Origin of the sequence: Pseudoroseicyclus aestuarii, from assembly GCF_003217255.1 — a bacterium.
Lineage (GTDB): Bacteria > Pseudomonadota > Alphaproteobacteria > Rhodobacterales > Rhodobacteraceae > Pseudoroseicyclus > Pseudoroseicyclus aestuarii.
On record NZ_QJTE01000003.1, the window covers coordinates 278,530 to 300,320 of the forward strand.

General features: G+C 68.8%; 26 protein-coding genes and 1 other RNA gene. 13 read left to right on the forward strand and 14 right to left on the reverse strand.

The features are described from left to right. The first annotated feature begins 19 nt into the window (after window positions 1-19). The 3 genes from dapB (at window position 20) to DFP88_RS10655 (ending at window position 2,159) form a co-directional block, all read left to right on the forward strand. Window positions 20-835, forward strand: a complete 816-nt coding sequence (gene dapB / locus DFP88_RS10645) for a 4-hydroxy-tetrahydrodipicolinate reductase (protein WP_110814462.1) — start codon at window positions 20-22, stop codon at window positions 833-835. Then, complete coding sequence (locus DFP88_RS10650) at window positions 832-1,284, forward strand: metallophosphoesterase family protein (protein ID WP_110814463.1); 453 nt, start codon at window positions 832-834, stop codon at window positions 1,282-1,284. The genes dapB and DFP88_RS10650 overlap by 4 nt, the downstream gene beginning before the upstream one ends. 215 nt (window positions 1,285-1,499) lie before the next feature. After that, the gene (locus DFP88_RS10655) at window positions 1,500-2,159 is read left to right on the forward strand and encodes a hypothetical protein (protein ID WP_110814464.1); all 660 of its coding nucleotides are present in this window, start codon (window positions 1,500-1,502) and stop codon (window positions 2,157-2,159) included. A 7-nt stretch (window positions 2,160-2,166) separates the two neighbouring features. Here the strand turns inward: DFP88_RS10655 and DFP88_RS10660 are convergent, their stop codons facing one another. Further along, entirely contained in the window at window positions 2,167-2,352 is a 186-nt protein-coding gene (locus tag DFP88_RS10660; RefSeq protein ID WP_110814465.1) for a DUF1674 domain-containing protein, read from the reverse strand. A gap of 78 nt (window positions 2,353-2,430) precedes the next feature. Between DFP88_RS10660 and DFP88_RS10665 the strand changes: the two genes are divergently transcribed. Next, the gene (locus DFP88_RS10665) at window positions 2,431-3,702 is read left to right on the forward strand and encodes an RsmB/NOP family class I SAM-dependent RNA methyltransferase (protein WP_110814466.1); all 1,272 of its coding nucleotides are present in this window, start codon (window positions 2,431-2,433) and stop codon (window positions 3,700-3,702) included. Window positions 3,703-3,917: 215 nt separating this feature from the next. Here DFP88_RS10665 and DFP88_RS10670 read toward each other — a convergent pair whose 3' ends face one another. Together DFP88_RS10670 and DFP88_RS10675 are read right to left on the reverse strand one after the other, a co-directional pair. Beyond that, window positions 3,918-4,346: a hypothetical protein gene (locus DFP88_RS10670; protein ID WP_110814467.1), complete on the reverse strand. Its 429-nt coding sequence runs from the start codon at window positions 4,344-4,346 to the stop codon at window positions 3,918-3,920. Between the two features lie 5 nt (window positions 4,347-4,351). Beyond that, window positions 4,352-5,554 carry a pyridoxal phosphate-dependent aminotransferase gene (locus tag DFP88_RS10675; protein ID WP_110814468.1) on the reverse strand — a complete coding sequence of 401 codons (1,203 nt, stop codon included), beginning with the start codon at window positions 5,552-5,554 and terminating at the stop codon, window positions 4,352-4,354. Between the two features lie 105 nt (window positions 5,555-5,659). On the opposite strand from DFP88_RS10675, the gene DFP88_RS10680 reads away from it, so the two are divergent. The 3 genes from DFP88_RS10680 to DFP88_RS10690 all read left to right on the forward strand — a co-directional run bounded on the left by DFP88_RS10680 (window position 5,660) and on the right by DFP88_RS10690 (window position 6,997). Beyond that, complete coding sequence (locus DFP88_RS10680; protein WP_110814469.1) at window positions 5,660-6,076, forward strand: helix-turn-helix domain-containing protein; 417 nt, start codon at window positions 5,660-5,662, stop codon at window positions 6,074-6,076. Beyond that, on the forward strand, window positions 6,073-6,360 hold the full coding sequence (locus DFP88_RS10685; RefSeq protein ID WP_110814470.1) for a succinate dehydrogenase assembly factor 2: 288 nt from the start codon (window positions 6,073-6,075) through the stop codon (window positions 6,358-6,360). Before DFP88_RS10680 ends, DFP88_RS10685 begins: the two co-directional genes overlap by 4 nt. Before the next feature lie 94 nt (window positions 6,361-6,454). Continuing rightward, entirely contained in the window at window positions 6,455-6,997 is a 543-nt protein-coding gene (locus DFP88_RS10690; protein WP_110814471.1) for a MarR family winged helix-turn-helix transcriptional regulator, read from the forward strand. 145 nt (window positions 6,998-7,142) lie between these two features. Here DFP88_RS10690 and DFP88_RS10695 read toward each other — a convergent pair whose 3' ends face one another. The 3 genes from DFP88_RS10695 to DFP88_RS10705 all read right to left on the reverse strand — a co-directional run bounded on the left by DFP88_RS10695 (window position 7,143) and on the right by DFP88_RS10705 (window position 10,089). Continuing rightward, window positions 7,143-7,577, reverse strand: coding sequence for a VOC family protein (locus DFP88_RS10695; RefSeq protein WP_110814472.1), 435 nt, complete (start codon window positions 7,575-7,577; stop codon window positions 7,143-7,145). 80 nt (window positions 7,578-7,657) lie between these two features. After that, entirely contained in the window at window positions 7,658-9,040 is a 1,383-nt protein-coding gene (locus DFP88_RS10700; RefSeq protein ID WP_110814473.1) for a porin family protein, read from the reverse strand. Further along, entirely contained in the window at window positions 9,040-10,089 is a 1,050-nt protein-coding gene (locus DFP88_RS10705; protein ID WP_110814475.1) for a hypothetical protein, read from the reverse strand. Before DFP88_RS10705 ends, DFP88_RS10700 begins: the two co-directional genes overlap by 1 nt. Window positions 10,090-10,645: 556 nt before the next feature. Here DFP88_RS10705 and DFP88_RS16850 point away from each other — a divergent pair. Beyond that, on the forward strand, window positions 10,646-11,452 hold the full coding sequence (locus DFP88_RS16850; RefSeq protein ID WP_146227467.1) for a hypothetical protein: 807 nt from the start codon (window positions 10,646-10,648) through the stop codon (window positions 11,450-11,452). Then, entirely contained in the window at window positions 11,453-12,052 is a 600-nt protein-coding gene (locus DFP88_RS16855) for a hypothetical protein (RefSeq protein WP_146227469.1), read from the forward strand. 95 nt (window positions 12,053-12,147) lie between these two features. Here the strand turns inward: DFP88_RS16855 and DFP88_RS10710 are convergent, their stop codons facing one another. Then, entirely contained in the window at window positions 12,148-12,354 is a 207-nt protein-coding gene (locus DFP88_RS10710; protein WP_110814476.1) for a cold-shock protein, read from the reverse strand. A 97-nt stretch (window positions 12,355-12,451) separates the two neighbouring features. Between DFP88_RS10710 and DFP88_RS10715 the strand changes: the two genes are divergently transcribed. Next, window positions 12,452-12,745, forward strand: coding sequence for an arsenate reductase family protein (locus DFP88_RS10715; protein ID WP_110814477.1), 294 nt, complete (start codon window positions 12,452-12,454; stop codon window positions 12,743-12,745). Window positions 12,746-12,764: 19 nt separating this feature from the next. On the opposite strand, the gene thrS is transcribed toward DFP88_RS10715, so the two are convergent. Both thrS and DFP88_RS10725 read right to left on the reverse strand, forming a co-directional pair. Further along, window positions 12,765-14,708, reverse strand: coding sequence for a threonine--tRNA ligase (gene thrS / locus DFP88_RS10720; RefSeq protein WP_110814478.1), 1,944 nt, complete (start codon window positions 14,706-14,708; stop codon window positions 12,765-12,767). A 125-nt stretch (window positions 14,709-14,833) separates the two neighbouring features. Beyond that, window positions 14,834-15,592 (reverse strand): ArsR/SmtB family transcription factor, encoded by a 759-nt coding sequence (locus tag DFP88_RS10725; RefSeq protein WP_110814479.1) that lies wholly within the window; start codon window positions 15,590-15,592, stop codon window positions 14,834-14,836. Between the two features lie 99 nt (window positions 15,593-15,691). Between DFP88_RS10725 and DFP88_RS10730 the strand changes: the two genes are divergently transcribed. Further along, the gene (locus DFP88_RS10730) at window positions 15,692-16,432 is read left to right on the forward strand and encodes an alpha/beta fold hydrolase (protein WP_110814480.1); all 741 of its coding nucleotides are present in this window, start codon (window positions 15,692-15,694) and stop codon (window positions 16,430-16,432) included. Here the strand turns inward: DFP88_RS10730 and recR are convergent. From recR to ffs, 4 genes are all read right to left on the reverse strand, one after another. Continuing rightward, complete coding sequence (gene recR / locus DFP88_RS10735; protein WP_110814481.1) at window positions 16,429-17,025, reverse strand: recombination mediator RecR; 597 nt, start codon at window positions 17,023-17,025, stop codon at window positions 16,429-16,431. The two genes, DFP88_RS10730 and recR, sit on opposite strands and share 4 nt — an antisense overlap. A gap of 121 nt (window positions 17,026-17,146) precedes the next feature. Further along, window positions 17,147-17,491: a YbaB/EbfC family nucleoid-associated protein gene (locus tag DFP88_RS10740; protein ID WP_110814482.1), complete on the reverse strand. Its 345-nt coding sequence runs from the start codon at window positions 17,489-17,491 to the stop codon at window positions 17,147-17,149. Window positions 17,492-17,551: 60 nt separating this feature from the next. After that, window positions 17,552-19,300, reverse strand: coding sequence for a DNA polymerase III subunit gamma/tau (locus DFP88_RS10745; RefSeq protein WP_110814483.1), 1,749 nt, complete (start codon window positions 19,298-19,300; stop codon window positions 17,552-17,554). Between the two features lie 154 nt (window positions 19,301-19,454). Next, window positions 19,455-19,551, reverse strand: an RNA gene (gene ffs, locus DFP88_RS10750) — signal recognition particle sRNA small type. A 98-nt stretch (window positions 19,552-19,649) separates the two neighbouring features. Here ffs and DFP88_RS10755 point away from each other — a divergent pair. Together DFP88_RS10755 and DFP88_RS10760 are read left to right on the forward strand one after the other, a co-directional pair. Continuing rightward, window positions 19,650-20,198: an NADPH-dependent FMN reductase gene (locus DFP88_RS10755; RefSeq protein WP_110814484.1), complete on the forward strand. Its 549-nt coding sequence runs from the start codon at window positions 19,650-19,652 to the stop codon at window positions 20,196-20,198. Between the two features lie 165 nt (window positions 20,199-20,363). Continuing rightward, a complete protein-coding gene (locus tag DFP88_RS10760; RefSeq protein ID WP_110814485.1) occupies window positions 20,364-21,296 on the forward strand; it encodes an HNH endonuclease in 933 nt (310 codons plus the stop codon). Between the two features lie 104 nt (window positions 21,297-21,400). Here DFP88_RS10760 and DFP88_RS10765 read toward each other — a convergent pair whose 3' ends face one another. Next, complete coding sequence (locus tag DFP88_RS10765; RefSeq protein WP_110814486.1) at window positions 21,401-21,781, reverse strand: hypothetical protein; 381 nt, start codon at window positions 21,779-21,781, stop codon at window positions 21,401-21,403. Between the last annotated feature and the right edge of the window lie 10 nt (window positions 21,782-21,791).

Here is a 21,791-nt window from a genome sequence, read left to right on the forward strand (position 1 = left end):
CAACGAAGGAGAGAAGGCCATGGACCCCGAGGCACTGCCGGGCGTCGTCGTGATGGGCGCCGCCGGGCGCATGGGCCGGATGCTGGCGCGCGCCGTCCTCGACAGCCCCGAGGCGCGGCTGGCCGGCGCCGTGGTGCGCCCGGGCCACGACTGGGTGGGCCGCGACATCGGCACGCTGATCGGGCAGGGCCCCGCCGGCGTCGCGGTGACCGACAGCCCGCTCGACGCGCTGGCCGGGGCGCAGGCGGTGCTCGATTTCACCGGCCCCGCCACCACGGTCGAGATGGCCGATCTCTGCGCACAGGCGCGAGCGGTGCATGTCATCGGCACAACCGGCCTGTCGGAAGAGGATCTGCGCCGGCTCTCGCTGGCCGCGCGCCACGCCGCGCTGGTGCGCGCCGGGAACATGAGCCTCGGGGTCAACCTGCTGGCCGGCCTGACCCGCCGCGTCGCCGAGGCGCTGGGCACCCAATGGGACATCGAGATCGTCGAGGCGCATCATGCCGGCAAGGCCGATGCCCCCTCGGGCACCGCCCTCATGCTGGGCGAGGCCGCGGCCGAGGGGCGCGGGCAGAGCCTGCCGCAGGTCGCCGCCCGCGGGCGCGACGGCATCACCGGCCCGCGCACGCCCGGCAGCATCGGTTTCGCCGCAGTGCGCGGCGGCGACATCGTGGGCGAGCACGACGTGATCTTCGCCGGGCAGGGAGAGCGGGTCGTGCTGCGGCACATGGCGACTGACCGGATGATCTTTGCCCGCGGCGCCCTGCGCGCCGCGCTTTGGGGGCAGGGGCGCCCGCCGGGCGAGTATGACATGACCGACGTTCTGGGCCTGTGAAGGTCGGCGTCATCTCCGACACCCACGGGCTGCTGCGCCCCGAGGCGTTGGCGGCGCTGGAGGGGGTGGACCACATCCTCCATGCCGGCGACGTCGGCGCCGAGGGCATCGTCGAGCGGCTGGAGGAGATCGCCCCCGTCACCGCGATCCGCGGCAATGTCGACACCGCCCCATGGGCCACCTGGCCCGAGGAGGCTACGCTGGATCTGGCGGGCTGCCGCATCCGCATGCTGCACGACGTGAAGACGCTCGAAGGCGCGGCGGGCGCCGATGTGCTGATCTTCGGCCATTCGCACAAGCCGGGGCAGGAGCGGCGGGACGGCACGCTGCGCCTGAACCCCGGCAGCGCCGGGCGGCGGCGGTTCCGACTGCCGGTCACTCTGGCGCTGCTGCGGCTGGCGGACGGCAGGGCCGAGGCCGAGATCCTGGACCTCCTGCCGCAGGGATGACCCGGGCGCCGCGGCGCCCGGCGTATCGGCATCGTGACAGATGGCCGGAAAATCCCGCATTTTGTCATGCCACCGTTACGTTATCGCCGCAGCGGCCTTGACCCTCGGGGCCTCTGGGCCGACCTGCGGCCCTCTGCCGGGCTGCCGCGGGCGCGGGGGCTGCGCCTCCGTCCCGGCAGCGCCAGGACAGCAGCCGATGCGAAGGGGGCCCAGCCATGATGACCACCAACCGAACCTCCGGGCCCTCCGGCGCGCCCTCGCCGGTCGCCCTCGTCGGCGGCTTTCTCGCCCTTACCGCGTTCGTCGTCGGGGCAGACTGGGCCATGCTTCCCGACGGCGAGAAGCTGACGCGCGAGGGCGGCGGGATCGAGATGATGTCGCTGATCGGCTATATCCTCGCCGCCGGTCTTTACCTCTGGGTGGCGCGGCCGCGGGTCTTCTGGGCGGTGCCCATGGTGCTGCTCTTCATGGCCGCGCGCGAGGGGGACCTCGACAAGCGCTTCACCTCAGAAGGCATCCTGAGCACCAAGATCCTGATCCACGACACGGCGCTATGGGAAAAGCTTCTGGCGCTGGGCCTCTGGGCGCTGCTGGCGGCCAGCGTGATCGCCCTGGTCCGCTACCGTGGCCCGGCGCTGCTGCGCGCCCTGCGGCAGGCGCGGCCCTGGGCGCTGGCGGTGGCGGGGGGCATCCTGCTGGCGGCCTTTTCCAAGGCGATCGACGGGCTGGCGCGCAAGCTCGCGCCGCTGGGCATCGACGTCTCGGCTCCCGTCGGGCGCGGCGCCGGTGTGCTGGAGGAACTGCTCGAGGTGCTGGTTCCGCCGCTTTTCATGCTGGCGATCCTCTGGGCGCGGCGCAGCGAGGCGCCGGCCTGAGGGCGGCTCAGAAATCGACGGCGATGCCGTTCTTCTCGTAATCGCCGTAGCGCACGGGCTCTGGCCCCTCGCGTCCGCCGAGCTCGGGCGGCAGCGCCGCCTCGGCCTCGCGCGCGCGGCGGCGGGCCGCGGCCTCTTCCAGCGCGCGGCGCGCGGCGGGGGGCAGGTCTCGGGTCTCGGGGCTGTCGGCCATGGGGTGCGCCTTCTTGTCCGGCTGCGGATGCCGGGTATATAGGCCCACCGGCCGCCCAGTGCCAGAAAGCCCAGCCCGATGACCGACCGTGCCGATGCCCAGGATGCCCTTGCCGCGCGCCGAGCCGCGCTGTCCCTGCTGACCGGCGTGACCGCCGAGGGGCGGCTGCTGTCAGACCCCTCTCCGATGCTCGACCGGCTTGCGCCGGAGGATCGCGCGCGGGCGCAGCGGCTGGCGGGCGCGGCGCTGCGCGGCATGGCCCGTGCCGATGCGCTGCTGGCGCCGCACCTGCGCAAGGCGCCGCCGCTGGCGGTGCGCAACGCCCTGCGGCTGGCCTGCGTGGAGCTGGCGCTGGGCGGCGCGGCGCATGGTGTCGTCGGCTCCTGGGTCGAGGTGGTGAAGGCGGGCAAGCGGACCGGCGCCCATGCCGGGCTGACCAATGCCGTGCTGCGCAAGATCGCGCCCGAGGCCGAGGCCCGCTGGCCCGCCCTGCCGGTGCCCAAGCTGCCGCCCTGGCTGCGCCGCCCGCTGGTCGAGGCCTGGGGCCGACCCGCGGTCGAGGCGATGGAGGCCGCGCATCTGGCCGGCGCGCCGCTGGATCTGACGGCCCGCGGCGATGCCGCGGCGCTGGCGCAGGCGGTGGGCGGCACCCTGCTGCCGGGCGGCACGGTCCGGCTGGAGGCGGGGCAGGTGACGGCGCTTCCGGGCTACGAGGAGGGCGCCTTCTGGGTGCAGGACACCGCCGCCGCCATGGCCGCGCGGATCCTCGCGCCGCAGGCGGGCGAGGCGGTGCTCGACCTCTGCGCCGCGCCGGGCGGCAAGACGCTGCAACTCGCCGCCGCCGGCGCGCGGGTGACGGCCGTCGACCTGTCGGACCAGCGGCTGGGGCGGCTGCGGGCGAACCTCGCGCGGACCGGCCTCGAGGCCGAGGTGGTGGCGCAGGACGCGCTGGCCTTCGACCGGACCGGCTGGGACGCGATCCTGCTGGACGCGCCCTGTTCGGCGACCGGGACGATCCGCCGCCACCCCGACCTGCCGGTGGCGCGCGACGGCGCCGAGATCGGCGGGCTGATCGACCTGCAGGCTGCGATGATTGACCATGCGCTCTCGCTGCTGAAGCCCGGCGGGCGGCTGGTCTTCTGCACCTGCTCGCTGATCCCCGACGAGGGCGAGGTGCAGATCGCCGAGGCGCTGGAGCGGCATCCGGACCTGTCGGTCGAGCGCGCGGCGCTGGAGGGCGTGCCTGAGGACTGGTGGGGCGAGGAAGGCCTGCGCCTGCGCCCCGACTACCTGGCCGAGGCCGGCGGCATGGACGGCTTCTTCATCGGCTGCCTGCGCAAGCCGGGCTGAGGAGCGCGCTGCGGGGGAGGGTGCTATCCGGCTGACCGGGCCCTATTGCTCTCGCTGATCCGTCCGCCGCGCTGTCGCGATCCGAAGCCTGCGGCATCCGGACGGGCGGTGTTATGGCCTTTGCCGCGCTTGGGGGCGCTGCCCCCTCGGCCCTTGCGGGCCTCACCCCCGGGATATTTCTAAAGAGAAGAAAGCGGGCGGGTCTGGGGCGGGGGTCAATCGCGGGGTGGGTCTGCCTTCGGAGCGGTGGCGGCGAGACGCTCGGTCTTCTTGCGAAGGAGTACGGCGCGCAGGTCGTGCATGGCGAGGAGAAGCTCCTCGCTCGCGGCCTCGAGGTCGGTGTCAGTGGCCTTGGTCTCGGCCCAATGCGCGGCGTGGTTGATGGCGGTCACGGCGCTCTGCCGGGGCGCGCCCCCGGGGCCGGGCGTGGCCTCGGCGCGGGCCTCGATCCAGGCGCGGATCGCCAGCCTGTCCTGCGCGCCCAGATCTGCGGCGCCCAGCGGGCGGATCGCGGCCCCGGGCAGTGTAACCTCGGCCAGGGGCAGCAGGTCGAGCCTGCGCTGGGCGCCATCGGGCGCGACCCGGAAGACGGTCGCGCCACCGGGGTGCAGGCGGAAATACAGCTCCGGCAAATCCGCGGCCATGACGCCTAGCGCAGCGCCGCGCAGAAGCGCTGGATGCGGCTGCAGGCCTCGCGCAGGGCCTCGTCCGAGGTGGCGTAGCTGACGCGGAAGTTCGGGCTGACGCCGAAGGCCGCGCCGAAGACCACGGCCACGCCCTCTTCCTCGAGCAGGGCGGTGGCGAAGGCCTCGTCGTCGGTGATCGCGGTGCCGGCGGCGCTGGTCTTGCCGATGCAGCCCGAGATGTCGGGATAGACGTAGAAGGCGCCTTCGGGCACAGGGCAGGTGATCCCCGTCGCGGCGTTCAGCATCTCGCACACCAGGTCGCGGCGGCGCTGGAAGGCGCGGTTGTTCTCGGCGATGAAGCCCTGATCGCCGGTCAGCGCCTCGACCGCGGCCCATTGGCTGATCGAGGAGGGATTCGAGGTGCTCTGCGACTGCAGCTTGGCCATGGCCTTGATCAGCGCCTCGGGCCCACCGGCATAGCCGATGCGCCAGCCGGTCATCGCATAAGCCTTCGACACGCCGTTGACCGTGAGGGTGCGGTCGTAGAGCTCCGGCTCGACCTGCGCGGGGGTGGCGAAAACGAAATTGCCGTAGGTCAGATGCTCGTACATGTCGTCGGACATGATCCAGACATGCGGATGGCGCTTGAGGACCTCGGTCAGGGCCTTCAGCTCGTCGGCGGAATAGGCGGCGCCCGAGGGGTTCGAGGGCGAGTTGAAGATCAGCCACTTGGTCTTGTCGGTGATCGCCGCCTCGAGCTGCTCGGCGGTCATCTTGAAGCCGGTGTCTATTCCGGCCGTCACGGTGATGGGGGTGCCGCCGGCCAGCAGCACCATGTCGGGGTAGCTGACCCAGTAGGGGGCGGGGATGATGACCTCGTCCCCTTCGTTCAGCGTCGCCATCAGCGCGTTGTAGAGGACCTGCTTGCCGCCCGTGCCGACGGTGATCTGGCTGGGCGCGTAGGTCAGGCCGTTCTCGCGCTTGAACTTGGCGGCGATGGCCTGCTTGAGCTCGGGGATGCCGTCGACGGCGGTGTACTTCGTCTTGCCCTCCTCGATCGCGGCGATCGCGGCGTCCTTGACGTTCTGGGGCGTGTCGAAGTCCGGCTCTCCGGCGCCGAGGCCGATGACGTCCCGGCCCTCGGCCTTGAGCTCGCGGGCCTTGTTGGTCACGGCGATGGTGGCCGAAGGCTGCACCCGGTCGAGCGCGTCGGAGAGGAAGGGCATGGCGAGGCCTCGCAGGGACTGTGGAACGGGTGACAATGGGCTGTCCCCGTGTCATATGGCGGGCCCGGACGCGGTTCAAGGACCGCGGCGGGCAAGGGAGGCTGCATGACCGAGACGGATGGCACGGAGGCCGGCTGGTACAGCGACGCCGCGGCGACCTTCGGAGACCGGCTGGCCGCCGCGCGCGAGACCAAGGGCCTGTCGCAACCCGCGCTGGCCGCGCGGCTGGGCGTCGAGGACGAGCTGCTGCGGCAATGGGAGGACGATCTCGCCGAGCCGCGGGCAAACGCGCTGCAGAGCATGGCCTCCATGCTGGACGTCTCGATGGCCTGGCTGATGACCGGCGCCGGTGAGGGCCTTGCCCCGCCCGAGGATGCCGAGGCGCAGATGCCCCAGCCGCTGCTGAGCGACCTGATCGCCGACATCCGCCTTCTGCGCGCCGAGATGCTGCGCGCCAGCGAGAAGATGGCGCAGCTGGAAAAGCGGATGCGCCGCTACCTGGCGGAAGGGCCTGCGGAATGATGGGCACATCGCTGCCGGAGCCGCGCGAGACGCGGCTGCGCCGCCTCAAGATGCGGTCGATGCGGCGCGGGATGCGCGAGATGGACCTGATCCTGACCGCCTTCGCCGCGAGTGAACTCGACGGCATGAGTGATGCGGAGCTGGACCGCTACGACCAGCTTCTCGAGGAATACGATCCCGATCTCTACCGCTGGATCGCCGGCCAGCAGCCGCCGCCCGAAGAGCATCGCGCCTTGGTGGAGCGGATCGCCCGGGGCGCCTCCGGCGTGACCGGGCGCCTTTAACGCTGCGCGTCTCTCCACAATTCTAGTGGAGTTAACCTCTTGTTCGCCAATTTCCGTCAACCCTGAAGCGGGTGGGACGGAGAAGGAGAGAGCAATGAGCGTTTACCAGACCCTCGACCCCGGAACGCGGGGCGACCAGACCGAGGCGCCGGCCAAGACGCGCCCGGCGCTGGAACAGGCCTTCCTTGCCAGCTACCTCGACAGCCTGACCCTGCTGGAGCGTCTGCACCGCCTGCTTCTCGACGTGATCAAGGACGAGTTCGAGCGGGTCGGCATCATCGACATCAACGCCGTTCAGGCGCTGCTCCTCTTCAACATCGGCGAGAACGAGGTCACCGCCGGGGAATTGAAGAGCCGCGGTTACTACCAGGGCTCTAACGTCAGCTACAACCTCAAGAAGCTGGTCGAGAGCGGCTACATGCACCACCAGCGCTGCGAAATCGACCGCCGCTCCGTCCGGGTCTCGCTGACGACCAAGGGGCAGAGGGTGCGCGAGACGGTCGCGGCGCTTTTTGACCGCCATGCCGAGGGGCTGCTCTCTCGCGGGGTGCTGGACCAGACCGGGCTCGAGGAGGTGACCTCCTGCCTGCGCCGGCTGGAGCGGTACTGGACGGACCAGATACGCTATATCTATTGATCGCGCGTCGGGGGGAGGGTGCTTGCCCTCAGGCGCCTTGCGCCGTCAGCACGGCATGGCCGGGCGGCGCGGGCTCGACCCAAAGGCTGCGCCCGCCGCAGCTGCAGCGGGCGTGATTAGGCGCAGGCCGTAGCCTGCGCAGTCCTTACCAGTGGCCGGTGTTTTCCATGCTGGCCCAGGGCTCTTGCGGCTCCTTGGCCTCGCCCTTCTGCAGAAGCTCGATCGAGACGTTGTCGGGCGAGCGGACGAAGGCCATGTGGCCGTCGCGCGGCGGGCGATTGATCGTGACGCCGCTGTCCATCAGCTCCTGGCACAGCGCGTAGATGTCGTCGACGCGGTAGGCGAGGTGGCCGAAGTGCCGGCTGTCGTCGGGCAGGCCTTCGTCGCCGTCCCAGTTGTAGGTCAGCTCGACATCGGCGCGGCCGTCCTCCTGCCCCGGGGGGCACATGAAGACCAGCGTGAAGCGGCCCTTCTCGTTCTCGGAGCGGGTGCGCTCCTTCAGGCCGAGCATGGAGAAGAACTCCATCGATTTCTCGAGGTCCTTAACCCGGACCATGGTGTGCAGATATTCCGGTGCCATGAGGCGTTCCTCCGTCTGTGTCGCTGTTGCCCCTTAGACTAGCGTGGCTGCGCGCTGCGGCCAGTCGGGGCGCCGCGGGGTCAGAAGGCGCTGCGCAAATCCACCCCGATGCGCAGAGAGTCGCGGTCGAAAAGCGGCACCTCGGATCGCGTCCGCTCGCCCTCCAGCGTCACCAGGGGCACGAAGCCATAGGTTTCGAGGCGCGGGAGCTGCGCCTCGAGGGTCAGCGCGCCGCGCCTGTCGCTGCGGCTGGCGCCGTAGAGTGAGGCGTCGTAGTCGCGCCACTCCGCCTCGGCCCGCAGGGCGAGCCGTGCGCCGAAGACAGGGTCCCCCGGTGCATAGCCCAGCCCGAGGGTCAGCCCCTCGTAGCCGGTGTCCGGCGCCGCGGTATCCTGATCGCGCAGGCCGAGCCGTGCCGTCACGGTGCCGCGATCCGCAAGCGCATGCGTCAGCCGGGCCTCCGCGCCATAGGCCCAGTAGGTCCTATCGCGGGTCAGGCGCCAGCGCCGCTCCATCAGGGCGGTCAGCGTCAGGGCGGTTTGCGGTGCCAGCCGCAGCGGCTTCGACAGCGAAAATCGCAGCGTGTCCTCGTAGGCCTCGCCGCCGTACCACAGGCGCGATCCGGTCACGCCCAGATCGATGCCGCTTTGCCAGCCCTCGGGTCGCATCCGGTGCAGCAGCCCCAGCGAGAGCACAGAGACGGCGTAATCGCCGCCCGAGGCCTCGGGCGCCGCCTCGCGCGCCTCAGCCGAGAGGCGATAGGTCCGGTGATACAGCTGCAGATCGGCGCGCGTCAGGCTGCGGCGATCCTGCCGCAAGCGATAGGACAGGGCCGCCAGCCCCGTCATCTCGAGGCCCGAGAGCGCGCGCGCATCGGCCGAAAGCTCCGCATCGGCAATCGTGCCGCCCGGCAGGACGATCGGGATCGTCGCCGTCCGCGTGCCGGCATTGGCGTTCGAGGTCGGCGCGAGGCCAAAGGACAGATCGACCGAGAGCGGGTTGCGCGCCCGCAGCGCCCCGTAGTCGCGCGCGACGGCCTGCGCCTCGGCGGCGGAGGGGGCGACCTGCCGCGCCCGGCGCAGCCATATCTGCGCCCGCGTGTCGTGCCCCTGTTGGGCCTGCGCGAAGGCAGCGATGCGCGCGGCGCGATATCGGCGGTCGGGGGGCAGCCCGCGAAAGGCCGCGCCGCCGGCGCGCGCCGCGGCGGGCCAGTCGCCGCGCAGGATCTCGGCCTCGGCCAGCACAAGCCGCGCGAGCGCATCGCCCGGGTCGCGGGCCAGCAGCGCCAGCGCGAGGGTGCGGGCCTCCTCCGCCTCGCCGGCCTGCAGCCGTGCGGCGGCGAGGCTGCGCAGCCCCTCGGGCGACAGCTCGGTCACCGCGCCGTCCTGCGCGGCGGCGGGCGGCGCGGCGCAGGCGGCGCCGAGGCACAGCGCCAGGATCAGCCTCCGAAACCCGTGCGTCATCAGCGGTAGACGATGAAGCCGCCGGTTTCCTGCACCGTCACCCCCGCCGTGCGGGGATCGTCCGACTGCAGCACGATGATGCCGGCGATCTCGCCCGCATCCTCTCCGGCGATGACGCCGTAGTAGGTGCCGGTCTCGTAGGGGGTGCGGCCGCCGTCCTCGGCCTCGTCGTAGCTGTTCAGGGGCCCGCTCATCTCGCCATTCGCATCCAGCGCGCCCGGCCCGATGTCGAAGATCACGTCCGGCGCGCGCATCGCCCCCTCGCCCGTCCCGAGCGCCAGGGGGGTGCCCTGCGCATCCAGGATCTCGCGGTTGGTGATCCGGCCCTGCACCCCGTCGCCGGCGTCGAAATCCTCGAAGTCGATGGCGATGCGCATGTCGCCGCGGGTGTATTCCGTGCCGGTGCGCCCGTCGAAGATCCGCAGCCCCGCGTAATCGCCGGCATAGACGGCCTGCCCGCTGGTGGGCAGCGTCACGGCGCCGTTGCGCTCGTAGAGGAAGCCGCCGAAGCCGTAATCGGTGTAGTCGCCGGTGCGCACGATGGCGAAGCGGCTGCGGGGCAGCCGCTCCCCGTCGACCTCGACCGTGCCCCGGCTGACGCCGTAAAGCGCGCGGTAGTCGAGCTGGTCGATCCCGGCGCCCGTCGCCGGATCGGCGACGCTGCGATCGGCCTCGTAGACGGCAAAGCCGTTCAGCGTGCCGACCTCATCCGCGCGGGCATAGGTATTGGCCCCGTCGAAGGCGAGGTTATCGACGCTGAAGCTGTCGGTCCCCGCGTCATAGGCCACGGCGCTGACATAGCCGCCGCCCTCACCGTCCAGCGCCTCGCGCCGGCGGATGGAGGCCGCGGCGCTGGGCTCTGCCGTGCCGGGCGGCAGGGCGCCGTCGCCGCCGATGCCGCCATCCTCACCCTCGCCGTCATCGGGGGTCTCGCCGGGCGCATCCTCGCCCCCGCCGTCCTCGCCGGGGAGGGGGTCGTCAAACGGCTGGCCGTCGCCGCATCCGGCCAGAAGCGCCAGCAGCGCCGCGGTGGTCATCAGGCGCTGCATCGCGTCCCCCCTTCATTCGTCGCGGCCTACCCTTGGTTGTGGCCGGTCCCGCGTCAATGCAGGTGGCGCCCCCGCGCGCAAGCCGTCCGCCGGTGTTCCCGCCGAGACACGCGGGCGGCGCGGTGTGCGGCCGGGTCAGCGCCATGGCGTGGAGGAGAGCTTGAGCGGCGGGCCAGCAGGCCCTCGCGCGGATGACCCCGCCGGCTGCCTCTGCACCCGAATGGGTCAGAAGGCCGATCTGCGCAGCCTCTTGCGCATCCCACGCTTTTCCGCCGATCCTGCACGTGCAAGGGGATGTCCGGTGTCACGTGATGCAATCTGCAGGATCGTCGAGGGCCGAGGGTCGGGTGTCTGCCATCTGTGCGGCTGTCTCCGATGACCGGCTGGGAGCCGCGTCCCTTTCGGCGGCCGGGGTGAAGTGCGTGAGGCGCATGCTTGCCGGGGAGGAGGTCACATAGGAGACCTTCGGTATAGCGGCGCGGGAGTGGCGGGAATTTAATGAGGTTTGAGGTTGAGATTTTCTAGATATTTCCAATTGGGCAGTTCTCAAGCAGGCTTGGATTTTGTTGATGTGGATCCCGAAAAGGATCTCCCGGTCTTCATCGATCCATTTGCAATAGAAATTCGTTCAGATCCTTGGTCTAACGAATGCGCTAACAGTATTAGAGGTTTCTTTGACTGTGTGCTGACTGAATTGAGGAGCGGCGCTGAAGCCGAAGCAATGAGGCTGCTGGGTCAGCTACACGAACCTCGAGAAACCTATCTCGGAATTTCCAAGGGCCAGCCGCAGGGTCGAGGGGTTGGCAGTCAACAAGCGAAGAGCTTAATCGACGCAATCAAGAAAAGTAAAGCGTTTGAGACTGGGCAGCTTCAAGACCTCTCAGAGCTCGCGCTATACGTCGATGGAGTGAATAGGGATAAAGTAAGTGATCTGACCACAAATATAATAAGGCGGCAGCTAGAGCGGTATACTGGAGATCAATGTCGTTTGCATGGCATACCGCTCTCCGACTACAATGGTCCTCCCCTTTGGGATAGTGCGAAGCTGGAGTGGATTTCATCGACTGTTAAGTTGCCCTTTATCGAACAGAATCCGATCCTACTTGTTCCCAAAGCAATTGTTCGAAGGTCTCTGTCGCTTAACGCTGACGATTTCTACAGAAAGCAGATCTTGGATTTCTTGCAAGTTGAGCATGTGAATGCCCACTCCAGTTTGTCCAGGCTTGTTAGGGGAAAGCCGGCTTCGGTGCAGATTAAGAAGGGGCACGTCAAGAAGCCGACGAAGAAAGATCTTTCGAAGATTCATCCCAAATCCAGAACACTCATTGCGGATATGGTTCGGGATCACCCAGGCCTACTGTAAATGTATAAACGACTCGCCGTTGAGAGAGGGGAGTTGGTGAACACTAGTGATGACGATACCTCTCTGGCTAGCCTTTGTTTGGTTTTGCAGGAAAAGCTTAAGGTCGTACAACCTGGTGCAGAACACGCGCATATTTATCATGAGCTGGTTCAGGCTATTATAACAGCAGTATTTTACCCCCAGCTAGCAATCCCTAGATCTGAGTGGCCAATTCATGGTGGGCGCAAGAGGATAGACATCGTTTACATGAACGATTCCCGTGAGGGGTTCCTTTCTCAAAGGCGCGATGAGCCGACAAGCGCGACTATGCTGATCGTTGAGTGTAAAAACTACACTAAAGATATTTGCAATGCTGAATTTGATCAGTTGCTGGGAAGATTTGATAACAATAGAGGTAAATTTGGCTGGATGTTGTGCAGGCGTAATGAGGATGCTGCGCGGGCTCTTCAAAGATGCCGAGACGCAGCTTCAAGTCAGCGGGGTTATATTCTGGTTATTACGGATGAAGATCTCGTTTCGTGGCTTGAGGCGAAAGCTAAGGGTCAGGATAGACTAATCGAGCTGGCTTTAATGGAAAAATATCGTGATATAATCTCTTGAAGAAGATGGTGCTGGCTTGAAAGTGGGTTACTGGCATAACGCACAAAAAAGGCGGGGCTCTCCCCCGCCTTGCCGCCTCTCATCAATCCGGGCTCTCAGACCTTCTTGAGGTTGGTCGCCATCTCGCGGCCGTCGCGGCCCGTGGCGAGGTCGTAATCGACCTTCTCGTCATCGGCGAGGCCGGTCATGCCGGCCTGCTCCACCGCCGAGATATGGACGAAAATGTCCTTCCCGCCGTTGTCCGGCGCGATGAAGCCGTAGCCCTTGGTGGTGTTGAACCATTTGACCGTGCCAGTCGGCATGGCGTCCTCCGTATCTGCGATTGGCTTTGCAACGCGGCAGGACGGGTGTAGTTCCGGCCCGCCCCGGCCCTTCGGGGCGCCGCGTAAGGAGAGAGCGATGCGCCTGTTCGGCCTGAAGACCTGCGACAGCACCCGCAAGGCGCTGAAGACCCTGCGCGAACGGGGCGAGGCGCCGGAGTTCGTGGACGTGGCGCAGGGCATCGCGCCGGCGGATCGGGAGGCGATCCTCGCGGCCCTCGGCGACAAGGCGATCAACCGTGCCTCGGCGACCTGGCGCGCGCTGGACGAGGCGGAGCGGGCCCGCCCCCCGGAGGAGCTGCTGGCCGCGCATCCCAAGCTGATGAAGCGCCCGGTGATCGAAGAGGGCGGAGTCATCCGGCAGGGGCTCTAACGCCCCCGCCGGCCCGAGGTCAGCGCAGGTCCGGCGGCGTCGCCTCTGCCGCCAGCTCGGCGGTGACCTCGTCCAAGGGCAGCGTGCGGCTGCCCTGCTCGCCCAGGCGGCGCAGCGAGACGGTCCGCTCTTCGACCTCGCGCGCGCCGAGGGCGAGGATCGCGGGGACCTTGCCGACGGAATGCTCGCGGACCTTGTAGTTGATCTTCTCGTTGCGCGTATCCGCCTCGGCGCGGATGCCGGCGGCGCGCAGCGCCTCCACGACCTCATGGGCGTAGGCATCGGCCTCGGAGGTGATGGTGGCGACGACGACCTGCCGCGGCGCAAGCCAGAAGGGCAGCTTGCCGGCCCAGTTCTCGATCAGGATGCCGATGAACCGCTCGAAGCTGCCGACGACGGCGCGGTGCAGCATGACGGGGCGGTGCTTGGCGCCGTCCTGCCCGATGAAGCTGGCGTCCAGCCGCTCGGGCAGGTTGGGATCGACTTGTAGCGTGCCGCACTGCCAGTCGCGGCCGATGGCATCGGTCAGCACGAACTCCAGCTTGGGGCCGTAGAAGGCGCCCTCGCCCTCGCTGATCTCGTAGTCGTAACCGGCGGCCTTGCAGGCATTGCCCAGCGCGGCCTCGGTCCGGTCCCAGCTTTCTTCCGAGCCGATGCGCTTTTCGGGGCGAGTGGACAGCTTGATCCGCCAGCCCTCGAAGCCGAGGTCGGCATAGATGCCCGAGAGGAAGTCGATGAAGGTCTTCGTCTCGGATTCGATCTGCGCCTCGGTGCAGAAGATATGCCCGTCGTCCTGGGTGAAGCCGCGCACCCGCATGATGCCGTGCAGCGCGCCCGAAGGCTCGTAGCGGGCGCAGGATCCGAACTCGGCCATGCGCAGCGGCAGGTCGCGGTAGGATTTCAGGCCGTGGTTGAAGACCTGCACGTGGCAGGGGCAGTTCATCGGCTTCAGCGCGTTGACCGTCTTCTCGCGGGCATGCTCCTCGTCGACCTCGACGATGAACATGTGGTCCTGGTAGTTGTCCCAGTGCCCAGAGGCTTCCCAGAGCTTGCGGTTCACGACCTGCGGGGTGTTCACCTCGACGTAGCCGCCGCGGTCCTGCCGGCGGCGTATGTAGTCCTGCAGCACGGTGTAGATGCGCCAGCCGTTCGGGTGCCAAAAGACCTGGCCCGGCGCCTCTTCCTGCATGTGGAACAGATCCATCTCGCGGCCCAGCCGGCGATGGTCGCGCTTCGCCGCCTCCTCGAGGAAGGTCAGGTGCGCCTTCAGATCCTCGCGGTTGCGGAAGGCGACGCCGGTGATGCGCTGCAGCTGCGGGCGGGTGACGTCGCCGAACCAGTAGGCGCCCGAGACGCCCATCAGCTTGAAGGCATCGGCGGGCAGCTGCCCGGTATGCGACAGGTGCGGCCCGCGGCAGAGATCCTGCCAGTCGCCGTGCCAGTACATGCGGATCGGCGCGCCCTCGGGGATGCGGGCGATCAGCTCGACCTTGAAGGGCTCGCCCTGCGCCTCGTAGTGGGCGATGGCGTCCTCGCGGCTCCAGACCTCGGTGCGGATCGGCTCGTTGGCGTTGATGATCTGCTTCATCTTCGCCTCGATGGCGGCGAGATCCTCGGTGGTGAAGGGCTCCGCGCGGTCGAAGTCGTAGAACCAGCCGGTCTCGGTGACGGGGCCGATGGTGACCTTCGTCTCGGGCCAGAGGGCCTGCACGGCCTTGGCCATGACATGGGCGAAGTCGTGGCGGATCAGCTCGAGCCCGAGGTCGGACTTCGCGTCCTCCAGCGTGATGGCGGCGTCCTCATGGATAGGCCAGGCCATGTCCCAGTCCTGCCCATCAAGGCGCGCGCCCACGGTGCGCTTGGCGAGGCTGGGCGAGATGGAGCCCGCTACCTCGGCAGGGGTGGTGCCGGCGGGGTACTGGCGCGCGTTGCCATCGGGGAATGTCAGGGTGATCTCGGCCATCGGCATGGCTCCTCGTCGGTTTGGCGCCCACGGAACGCCCGGTTGCGGGTATGACGCGCGACATGCGCCGGATCGATGTGCCGAAGCGGGCGGCGGGTGTCAACGCCGCCCGAGGGGCCTGTGCGCTACATCTGCTCCATCAGGTAGGCGCCGCCGAAGTTCGCGTCCTGCCCCGTCTCGAGGTAGGTCTTGAGCCCGGCGAGCGACCGGTGCCAGCCCTCGGCGGTGCCGCCATCGGGGTCGTTGGTCAGGTCGAAGTGCTCGACGGTGAGCTTGCAGAAATTGCCCTCGGTCTCGATCAGGTAGGTGACGCGGCTGGGGGCGGTCACATCGTCCCACTTCGGCTCGAAGCTGGTGACGAGGCGGCGGGGTGCCTCCACCTCGAGGTCGCGGGCGAGCAGGGTGACGGTGCCGTCGGGCAGGCGGTAGGTCACGGTCGCGCCGTCGCGCTCGGCCGTCTGGCCGAGGAAATCCCAGCGGGCATAGGCCTGCGCATCGGTCAGGGCCTGCCACAGCGCCTCGGGCGTGCAGCGGATGAAGGTGACGGCGACGAGATCGGGCTTGGTCATCGGGGGCGGTCCTTCCAGTGTATGCTTGAGGTCGAGGAGGCTGCGGGCCAGCGGGGCGGCGCGGAACGGCTCGATCCAGCGGTCCAGCGCCTCCTGCAGGGGCACGGCATTGAGGTAGTGGTGCTTGAAGCGGCCCGCGCGCCGGGGAACGACGAGCTGCGCCTCTTCCAGCACCTTGAGGTGCTTCATCACGCCGAAGCGGGTCATCTCCAACTGCTGTTCCAGCTCCTTCAGGGTCTGCCCGTCCCGGCGCCGCAGGCTGTCGAGAAGCGCGCGCCGCGCCGGGTCGTTCAGGGCCTTGAAGATCGCGTCCATGGGATGACGTTAGGTGATCCTATAGTCACGTGACAAGAGGGTAACTTGTCACCGTCTCGCAGGGCGACAGATCTGGCGCAGCCGCAGACAGAGGATGCCATGACCGACTACCTGACCACGCCGCAGGGCCGCCGCATCGCCTATGCCAGCACCGAAGGGGAGGGGCCCGGCATCCTGTTCCTCGGCGGCTTCCGCTCGGACATGGAGGGGACGAAGGCGCAGTACCTGCAGCGCTGGGCCGAAGAGGCGGGGCGCGGCTTCACCCGCTTCGACTACTCGGGGCACGGCGCCTCGGAGGGGCTGTTCGAGGAAGGCTGCATCGGCGACTGGGCCGAGGATGCCGCCGCCGTGCTCGAGATGACGGAGGGGCCGCAGATCCTCGTCGGCAGTTCGATGGGCGGCTGGATCGCGCTGCTGCTGGCCCGCGCCAGACCCGAGCGCATCGCCGGCCTCGCCCTCATCGCCGCGGCGCCGGATTTCACCGAGAGCTTCTGGACCGAGCTCGATGCCGCTGGACAGGAGCGGCTGATGACCGAAGGCGCGGTCGAGCGGGACGAGGGCTGGGGCGATCCCTATCCCGTCACCCGCCGGCTGATCGAGGACGGGCGTGCGCAAAGCGTGCTGGACCGCCCGCTGCCGCTGCCCTTCCCGGTGCGGCTGATGCAGGGAACCGAGGACGAGGCCGTGCCGACCGCCTGGGCGCTGCGTCTGCTGGAGCATGCGACCTCGCCCGACTTGCGGCTGACGCTTGTGAGCGGTGCCGATCACCGCTTTTCCAGCCCGGACTGCCTTGAATTGGTCAGCGCCGCCGTCGACGAGGTGACGCGGCGCGCGGATTAAAGCGCGCGGCGCGCCTTGAGGGCGGCGGTGATCGTCCCGTCGTCGAGGTAATCGAGCTCTCCGCCCACCGGCACGCCCTGCGCGAGGCTGGTGACGGAGGTGCCGGGAAGCTGGTCGGCGATGTAATGCGCCGTCGTCTGCCCGTCGATCGTGGCGGCGAGGGCGAGGATGATCTCGCTCGCCTCCTCCTCGCGCACGCGCTCCACCAGCCGGGGGATGCGCAGCTCTTCGGGGCCGACGGCATCGAGCGCGGAGAGCGTGCCGCCGAGCACGTGGTATCGGCCGCGAAAGACCTGCGCCCGCTCCATCGCCCAGAGGTCGGCGACATCCTCGACAACGCAGATCTGCCCGGTCCTGCGCTTGGGATCGGCGCAGATCTCGCACAGGTCGCGGGTGGCGATATTGCCGCAGTTCACGCATTCGCGCGCCGTCTCGGCGACCTCGCGCATCGCCTCGGCGAGGGGCAGCAGCAGCGCGCCCTTCTTCTTGACGAGCTGCAGCACGGCCCGCCGGGCCGAGCGCGGGCCAAGCCCCGGCAGCCGCGCCATCAGGGCGATCAGCCTCTGGATCGCCTCGTCGCCTTCGGCGCTCATCTCGCGCGGATCACCGGCGTCAGCCGGGCGCCGTGAGTATTTTCAGAAACATGAAGGGGGGCCGGGCGCCTTTCGGCCCGGCCGCGGGCAGCGGTCTGGGGCAGGGCGCGGCCTCCTCGTCCTAGAACGGCATCTTGAAGCCGGGGGGCAGGCCCATGTCGCCCATCATGCGCTGCATCTCGGCCTGCATCTTTTCCTGCGCGCGGGACTGGGCGTCCTTGATCGCGGCGAGGATCAGGTCCTCGACCACTTCCTTTTCGGAGGCGACGAAGATCGAGGGATCGATGTCCAGCGCCTTCAGCTCGCCCTTTAGCGTGGCGGTCGCCTTCACAAGGCCGGCGCCGGATTCGCCGGTCACCGTCTGTGCCTCGAGCTCTTCCTGCAGGGCGCCGTACTTGTCCTGCATCTCCTGCGCGGCTTTCATCATCTTGGACATGTCGCCCAAACCGCCGAGACCTTTGAACATGGGGTTCTCCTGTGTCTTTGCCTGCAGATACGGACGCGGGGGCCGCCTCGCAAGGGCGGCTCAGTCTTCCTCGAAGGGGTCCCACTCGTCCTCGACCTCGGCGAGGGCCTCGACCTCGGCCTGCTGCTCGGCCTCCTTGGCGGGGCGCACCTCGGTGATGCGGGCGCCGGGGAAGGCCGCCAGGGCCGCCTGCACGAAGGGATGCGTCTCGGCCTCGCCGCGCAGGGCCAGCGCCTCGGCGTCGCGGGCCTCGGTGATGCTGGGAGCGCCGCCGGAGGAGGCGAGGGTGATGACCCAGCGGTTTCCCGTCCAGAGGTGGAGGCGCTGGCCAAGGCGCTGGGCGAGGTCGCGCGGCGCGGAAGGGGCAGGCTCGAACTCGATCCGGCCCGGGGCGTAGCGGACGAGGCGGATGCCGCCCTCGATCTCGACCAGCAGCTGCACGTCGCGCTTGGCGCGCACCAGCTCGATCACATGCTCGAAGCTGGCGTAGCGGGCGAGGCCGGGATCGGGCGCCTCGGCAAGGGCCGCCTGCGCGCCGGATCCGCGCGGGGCGGAGGGGGCCGGGCCGCCGCGCGCCTCGCCGCCGCCACCACCGCCTCCACGGGGCGCGGGGGCACCGCCGCCGGAGGGCGCGGGTGGCGGCGGCGGGGCGTCCTGCAGCCGGCGCACGAGTTCCTCGGGAGAGGGGAGGTCGGCGACATGGGTCAGCCGGATCACCGCCATCTCGGCGGCCATCATCGCGTTGGGGGCGCCGCCGACCTCTTCCAGCGCCTTGAGCAGCATCTGCCACAGCCGTGTCAGCACCCGCATCGGAAGATTCTCGGCGAAGGCGGCGCCGCGGGCGCGTTCGTCCGGGCCGACGGTCGGATCGTCGGCGGCGCCGGGGGTGATCTTGATGACGCTGACCCAATGGGCGATCTCGGCCAGATCGCGCAGCACCGCCATCGGATCGGCGCCGTCGGCATATTGCGCGCCCAACTCCTCGAGCGCCTCGGCGGCCTGCCCCTTGAGGATCATCTCGAAGAGGTCGAGCACGCGCCCCCGGTCGGCGAGGCCCAGCATCCCGCGCACCTGGTCGGCCGTCGTCTCGCCCGCGCCATGGGAGATCGCCTGGTCGAGCAGGGATTCGGCGTCGCGGGCGGAGCCCTCGGCGGCGCGGGTGATCAGAGCCAGCGCCTCGTCGGTGATCTCGGCGCCCTCGGCGTCGGAGATGCGGCGCAGCAGGGCGATCATCGTCTCGGGTTCGATCCGGCGCAGGTCGAAGCGCTGGCAGCGCGAGAGGACCGTCACCGGCACCTTGCGGATCTCGGTGGTGGCGAAGATGAACTTCACATGCTCGGGCGGCTCTTCCAGCGTCTTGAGGAGCGCGTTGAAGGCCGAGGTGCTGAGCATGTGCACCTCGTCGATGATGAAGATCTTGTAGCGTGCCGAGACCGCCCGGTAGCTGACCGTGTCGATGATCGCATCGCGGATGTTCTGCACGCCGGTGTGGGAGGCGGCGTCCATCTCCATCACGTCGACATGGGTGCCGGTGGCGATGGCGCGGCAGTTGTCGCAGACACCGCAGGGCTCGATCGTCGGCCCGCCCTTGCCGTCGGGACCGGTGCAGTTCAGCCCCTTGGCGATGATCCGGGCGGTCGTCGTCTTCCCGGTGCCGCGGATGCCCGTCATCATGAAGGCCTGCGCGATGCGCCCCGTGGCGAAGGCGTTCTTCAGCGTGCGCACCATCGCGTCCTGGCCGACGAGATCGGCGAAGGTCTCGGGCCGGTACTTGCGGGCGAGCACCTGGTAGGACGGCGTGTCGGTCATGGTCAGGGGGTCCGGGGCTTGGGTCACGCGGCAGGGTAAGCGCGCGGGGCGGCAAGATCCACCGCCCCCCTGCATCGCGCCGCCGTGCCGGAGGGCAGCCCGGACCGGTTGGCCGGGGAGCCAGGACATCGCGACGGGTTTTCGAAAGGGAAAAGGTGAGAGGCTGGACAACGACCCAAGCGGGGCTCGTTACGGCTGCTTCCTTCCGGACCTGACCGGGTTGGCGAGGCGCCTGCCCGCGCCAACCTCTCGACCCCGCATATAGGAAAAGGCGCGGCGCGGTGCAACCCGGCCTTTCCGCGCGGAGGCGCCGTCTTAGCTTGCGCGGGCGAGACATCAGGAGAAGCCCATGCCTATGCCCACCGTCGCCGTTCTCGTCGGATCGCTGCGCGCGCAGTCGCTGAACCGCCGTTACGCCCATGCGCTCGCCCGGCTTGCCGAAGGGACGCTCGAGATGCGGTTTTGCGAGATCGGCGATCTGCCGCTTTACAACGAGGACCTCTGGGCCGACCCGCCGGTGCCCGTCCTGCGGATGAAGCAGGAGGTGCAGGCCGCCGATGCGGTGATGCTGATCACGCCCGAGTACAACCGCGGGACCACCCCGGCGATGGTCAATGCGCTGGACTGGGGGTCGCGCCCGATGGGCGAATCCTGCTGGCCGGACAAGCCGGCGGCGATCAGCGGCATCAGCCCGGGCGCGCCGGGGACGCTGGGCGCGCAGAAGGAGCTGCGCGAGCGGGCCACGGTGCTGGGCATGCAGGTCATGGGCCTGCCGCAGGTCTACATGCAGGCGAGCGAGGGACTGATGCAGGACGACCGCATCATCGAGGCCTCGGCGATCGACTTCCTGGGCGGCTGGCTGACGAAGTTCGCCGGATTCGTCGAAAAGCATCGCTGACGGCAGGGGGCGAAGGGGGCGCTGCTTGGCCGTTGTTTGCACTTTCAGATCGCGTGAAAGAGCAAGCTCCCGCTCCATCCAGAAAGGTGGTGCATGGGGATCGGTCCGGGGATGGCGCTTGCTGAAAATTCTTGCGTTTTCACGGGCTACGGATTTCCTGGGCGGATGACGAAGCTCGTTCTCCTGAACAAGTCCGACTCGATTTACGAGGACGAGCCGGACGTCGTCTATGACTTTCCGCGCGCTTACTTGAAGGCGGTCCAGGAGGCCGTAGGGGAGTGGATCGTCTACTACGAGCCGGTCAAGGCAGGCCCGCGCGGCTATTTCGCAGTGGCCAAGATCGAGAGGATTATCCCGAAGCCGGGCGCCCAGGGACGCTTTCTCGCGATGATCGAGCCGGGGAGCTTCCTGCCCTTCGACCGCGAGGTGCCGCGGTTGCTGGACGGCCGTCCCATGGAAGTGGCACTGACCGAGCCGGACGGGACGCCGAAGAAAGGCGGGGCGGTGCAGCTTGCCGTGCGGCGGCTGCCCGAGGCGGACTTCGCCCGCATCGTCAATTTCGGGCTGCCTCAGGACTTGGAGCGGGTAGAGGCGACGCGCTACGACCCGCAGCCGGCCGAGCTGGATGAGGGCGCCGAGGTGTTCGAGCGTCCGGTGCTCGAGCGCCTCACCCGAAGACCCTACCGCGAGGTGGCGTTCCGCCGGAAGGTGCGGGAGGCCTATGGCTACCGCTGCGCCATGTCGGGCCTGATGCTGCGCAACGGTGGGGGGCGGCCGGAGGTGCAGGCGGCGCATATTCGCCCCGTAGAGAGCCAGGGCAGCGACTCGGTGCGCAACGGGCTGGCGCTGTCCGGGACACTGCACTGGATGTTCGATCGCGGCCTGATCTCGGTCGCCGATGACTGCAAGACGATCCTCGTCTCGCACAACAAGGTGCCCGGGGACGTCGTGGGGCGGCTGCTGGCAGCCGATGGCAAGCTGGTTAGGCCGGGGGACCCGCGGAATGCGCCGCATCCGGAGAATCTGCGCTGGCACCGGGAGAACGTCTTCGGCCGCAGCCTGCCCGAGGGGCCCACCCCGTGGGACGGCCAGGGCTGATCGGCGGCTCGGGCGCGGCGCTGCTTCGGCTGAGGACGAAACCGCCATGGCAAAGGGCGCAGCAATCGCTGCGCCCTTTTGTTTGGATCGGCACAGCGGATCGATCAGGCGGCAGGCCGGTGGCGCGCGGCCAGGTCGGTGGGGCAGAGCGGGTGCGCGGCGATCTTCTTCGCATTCGCCGCACTCGCTTTCTCGAGCAGTTCCCGGAAGAAAACGTCGAGAAAGCGGGCATCGGCCTCCTCGTGATCGGCCAGGATCTCGGCCAGCGTGACCTTCATCGCGCGCAGCTGGCCCTCCCGGATCTTCTGCTGGGCAGTGGCGACACGGGCACCGGCCGTCGCGATGTTGTGGATCGTCTTCTGCTGGTGGGCATCCAGCGCGTCGAAGTCGATCAGAGGCGGCTTCTTGCGGCGCTTCTTCGCCTCGGGCTGCTGGCCGGTTACGGGGAGGCTCGGCGTCGGCTGGGTCTTCGGTTCGTCGATCATCAGGTCGTCC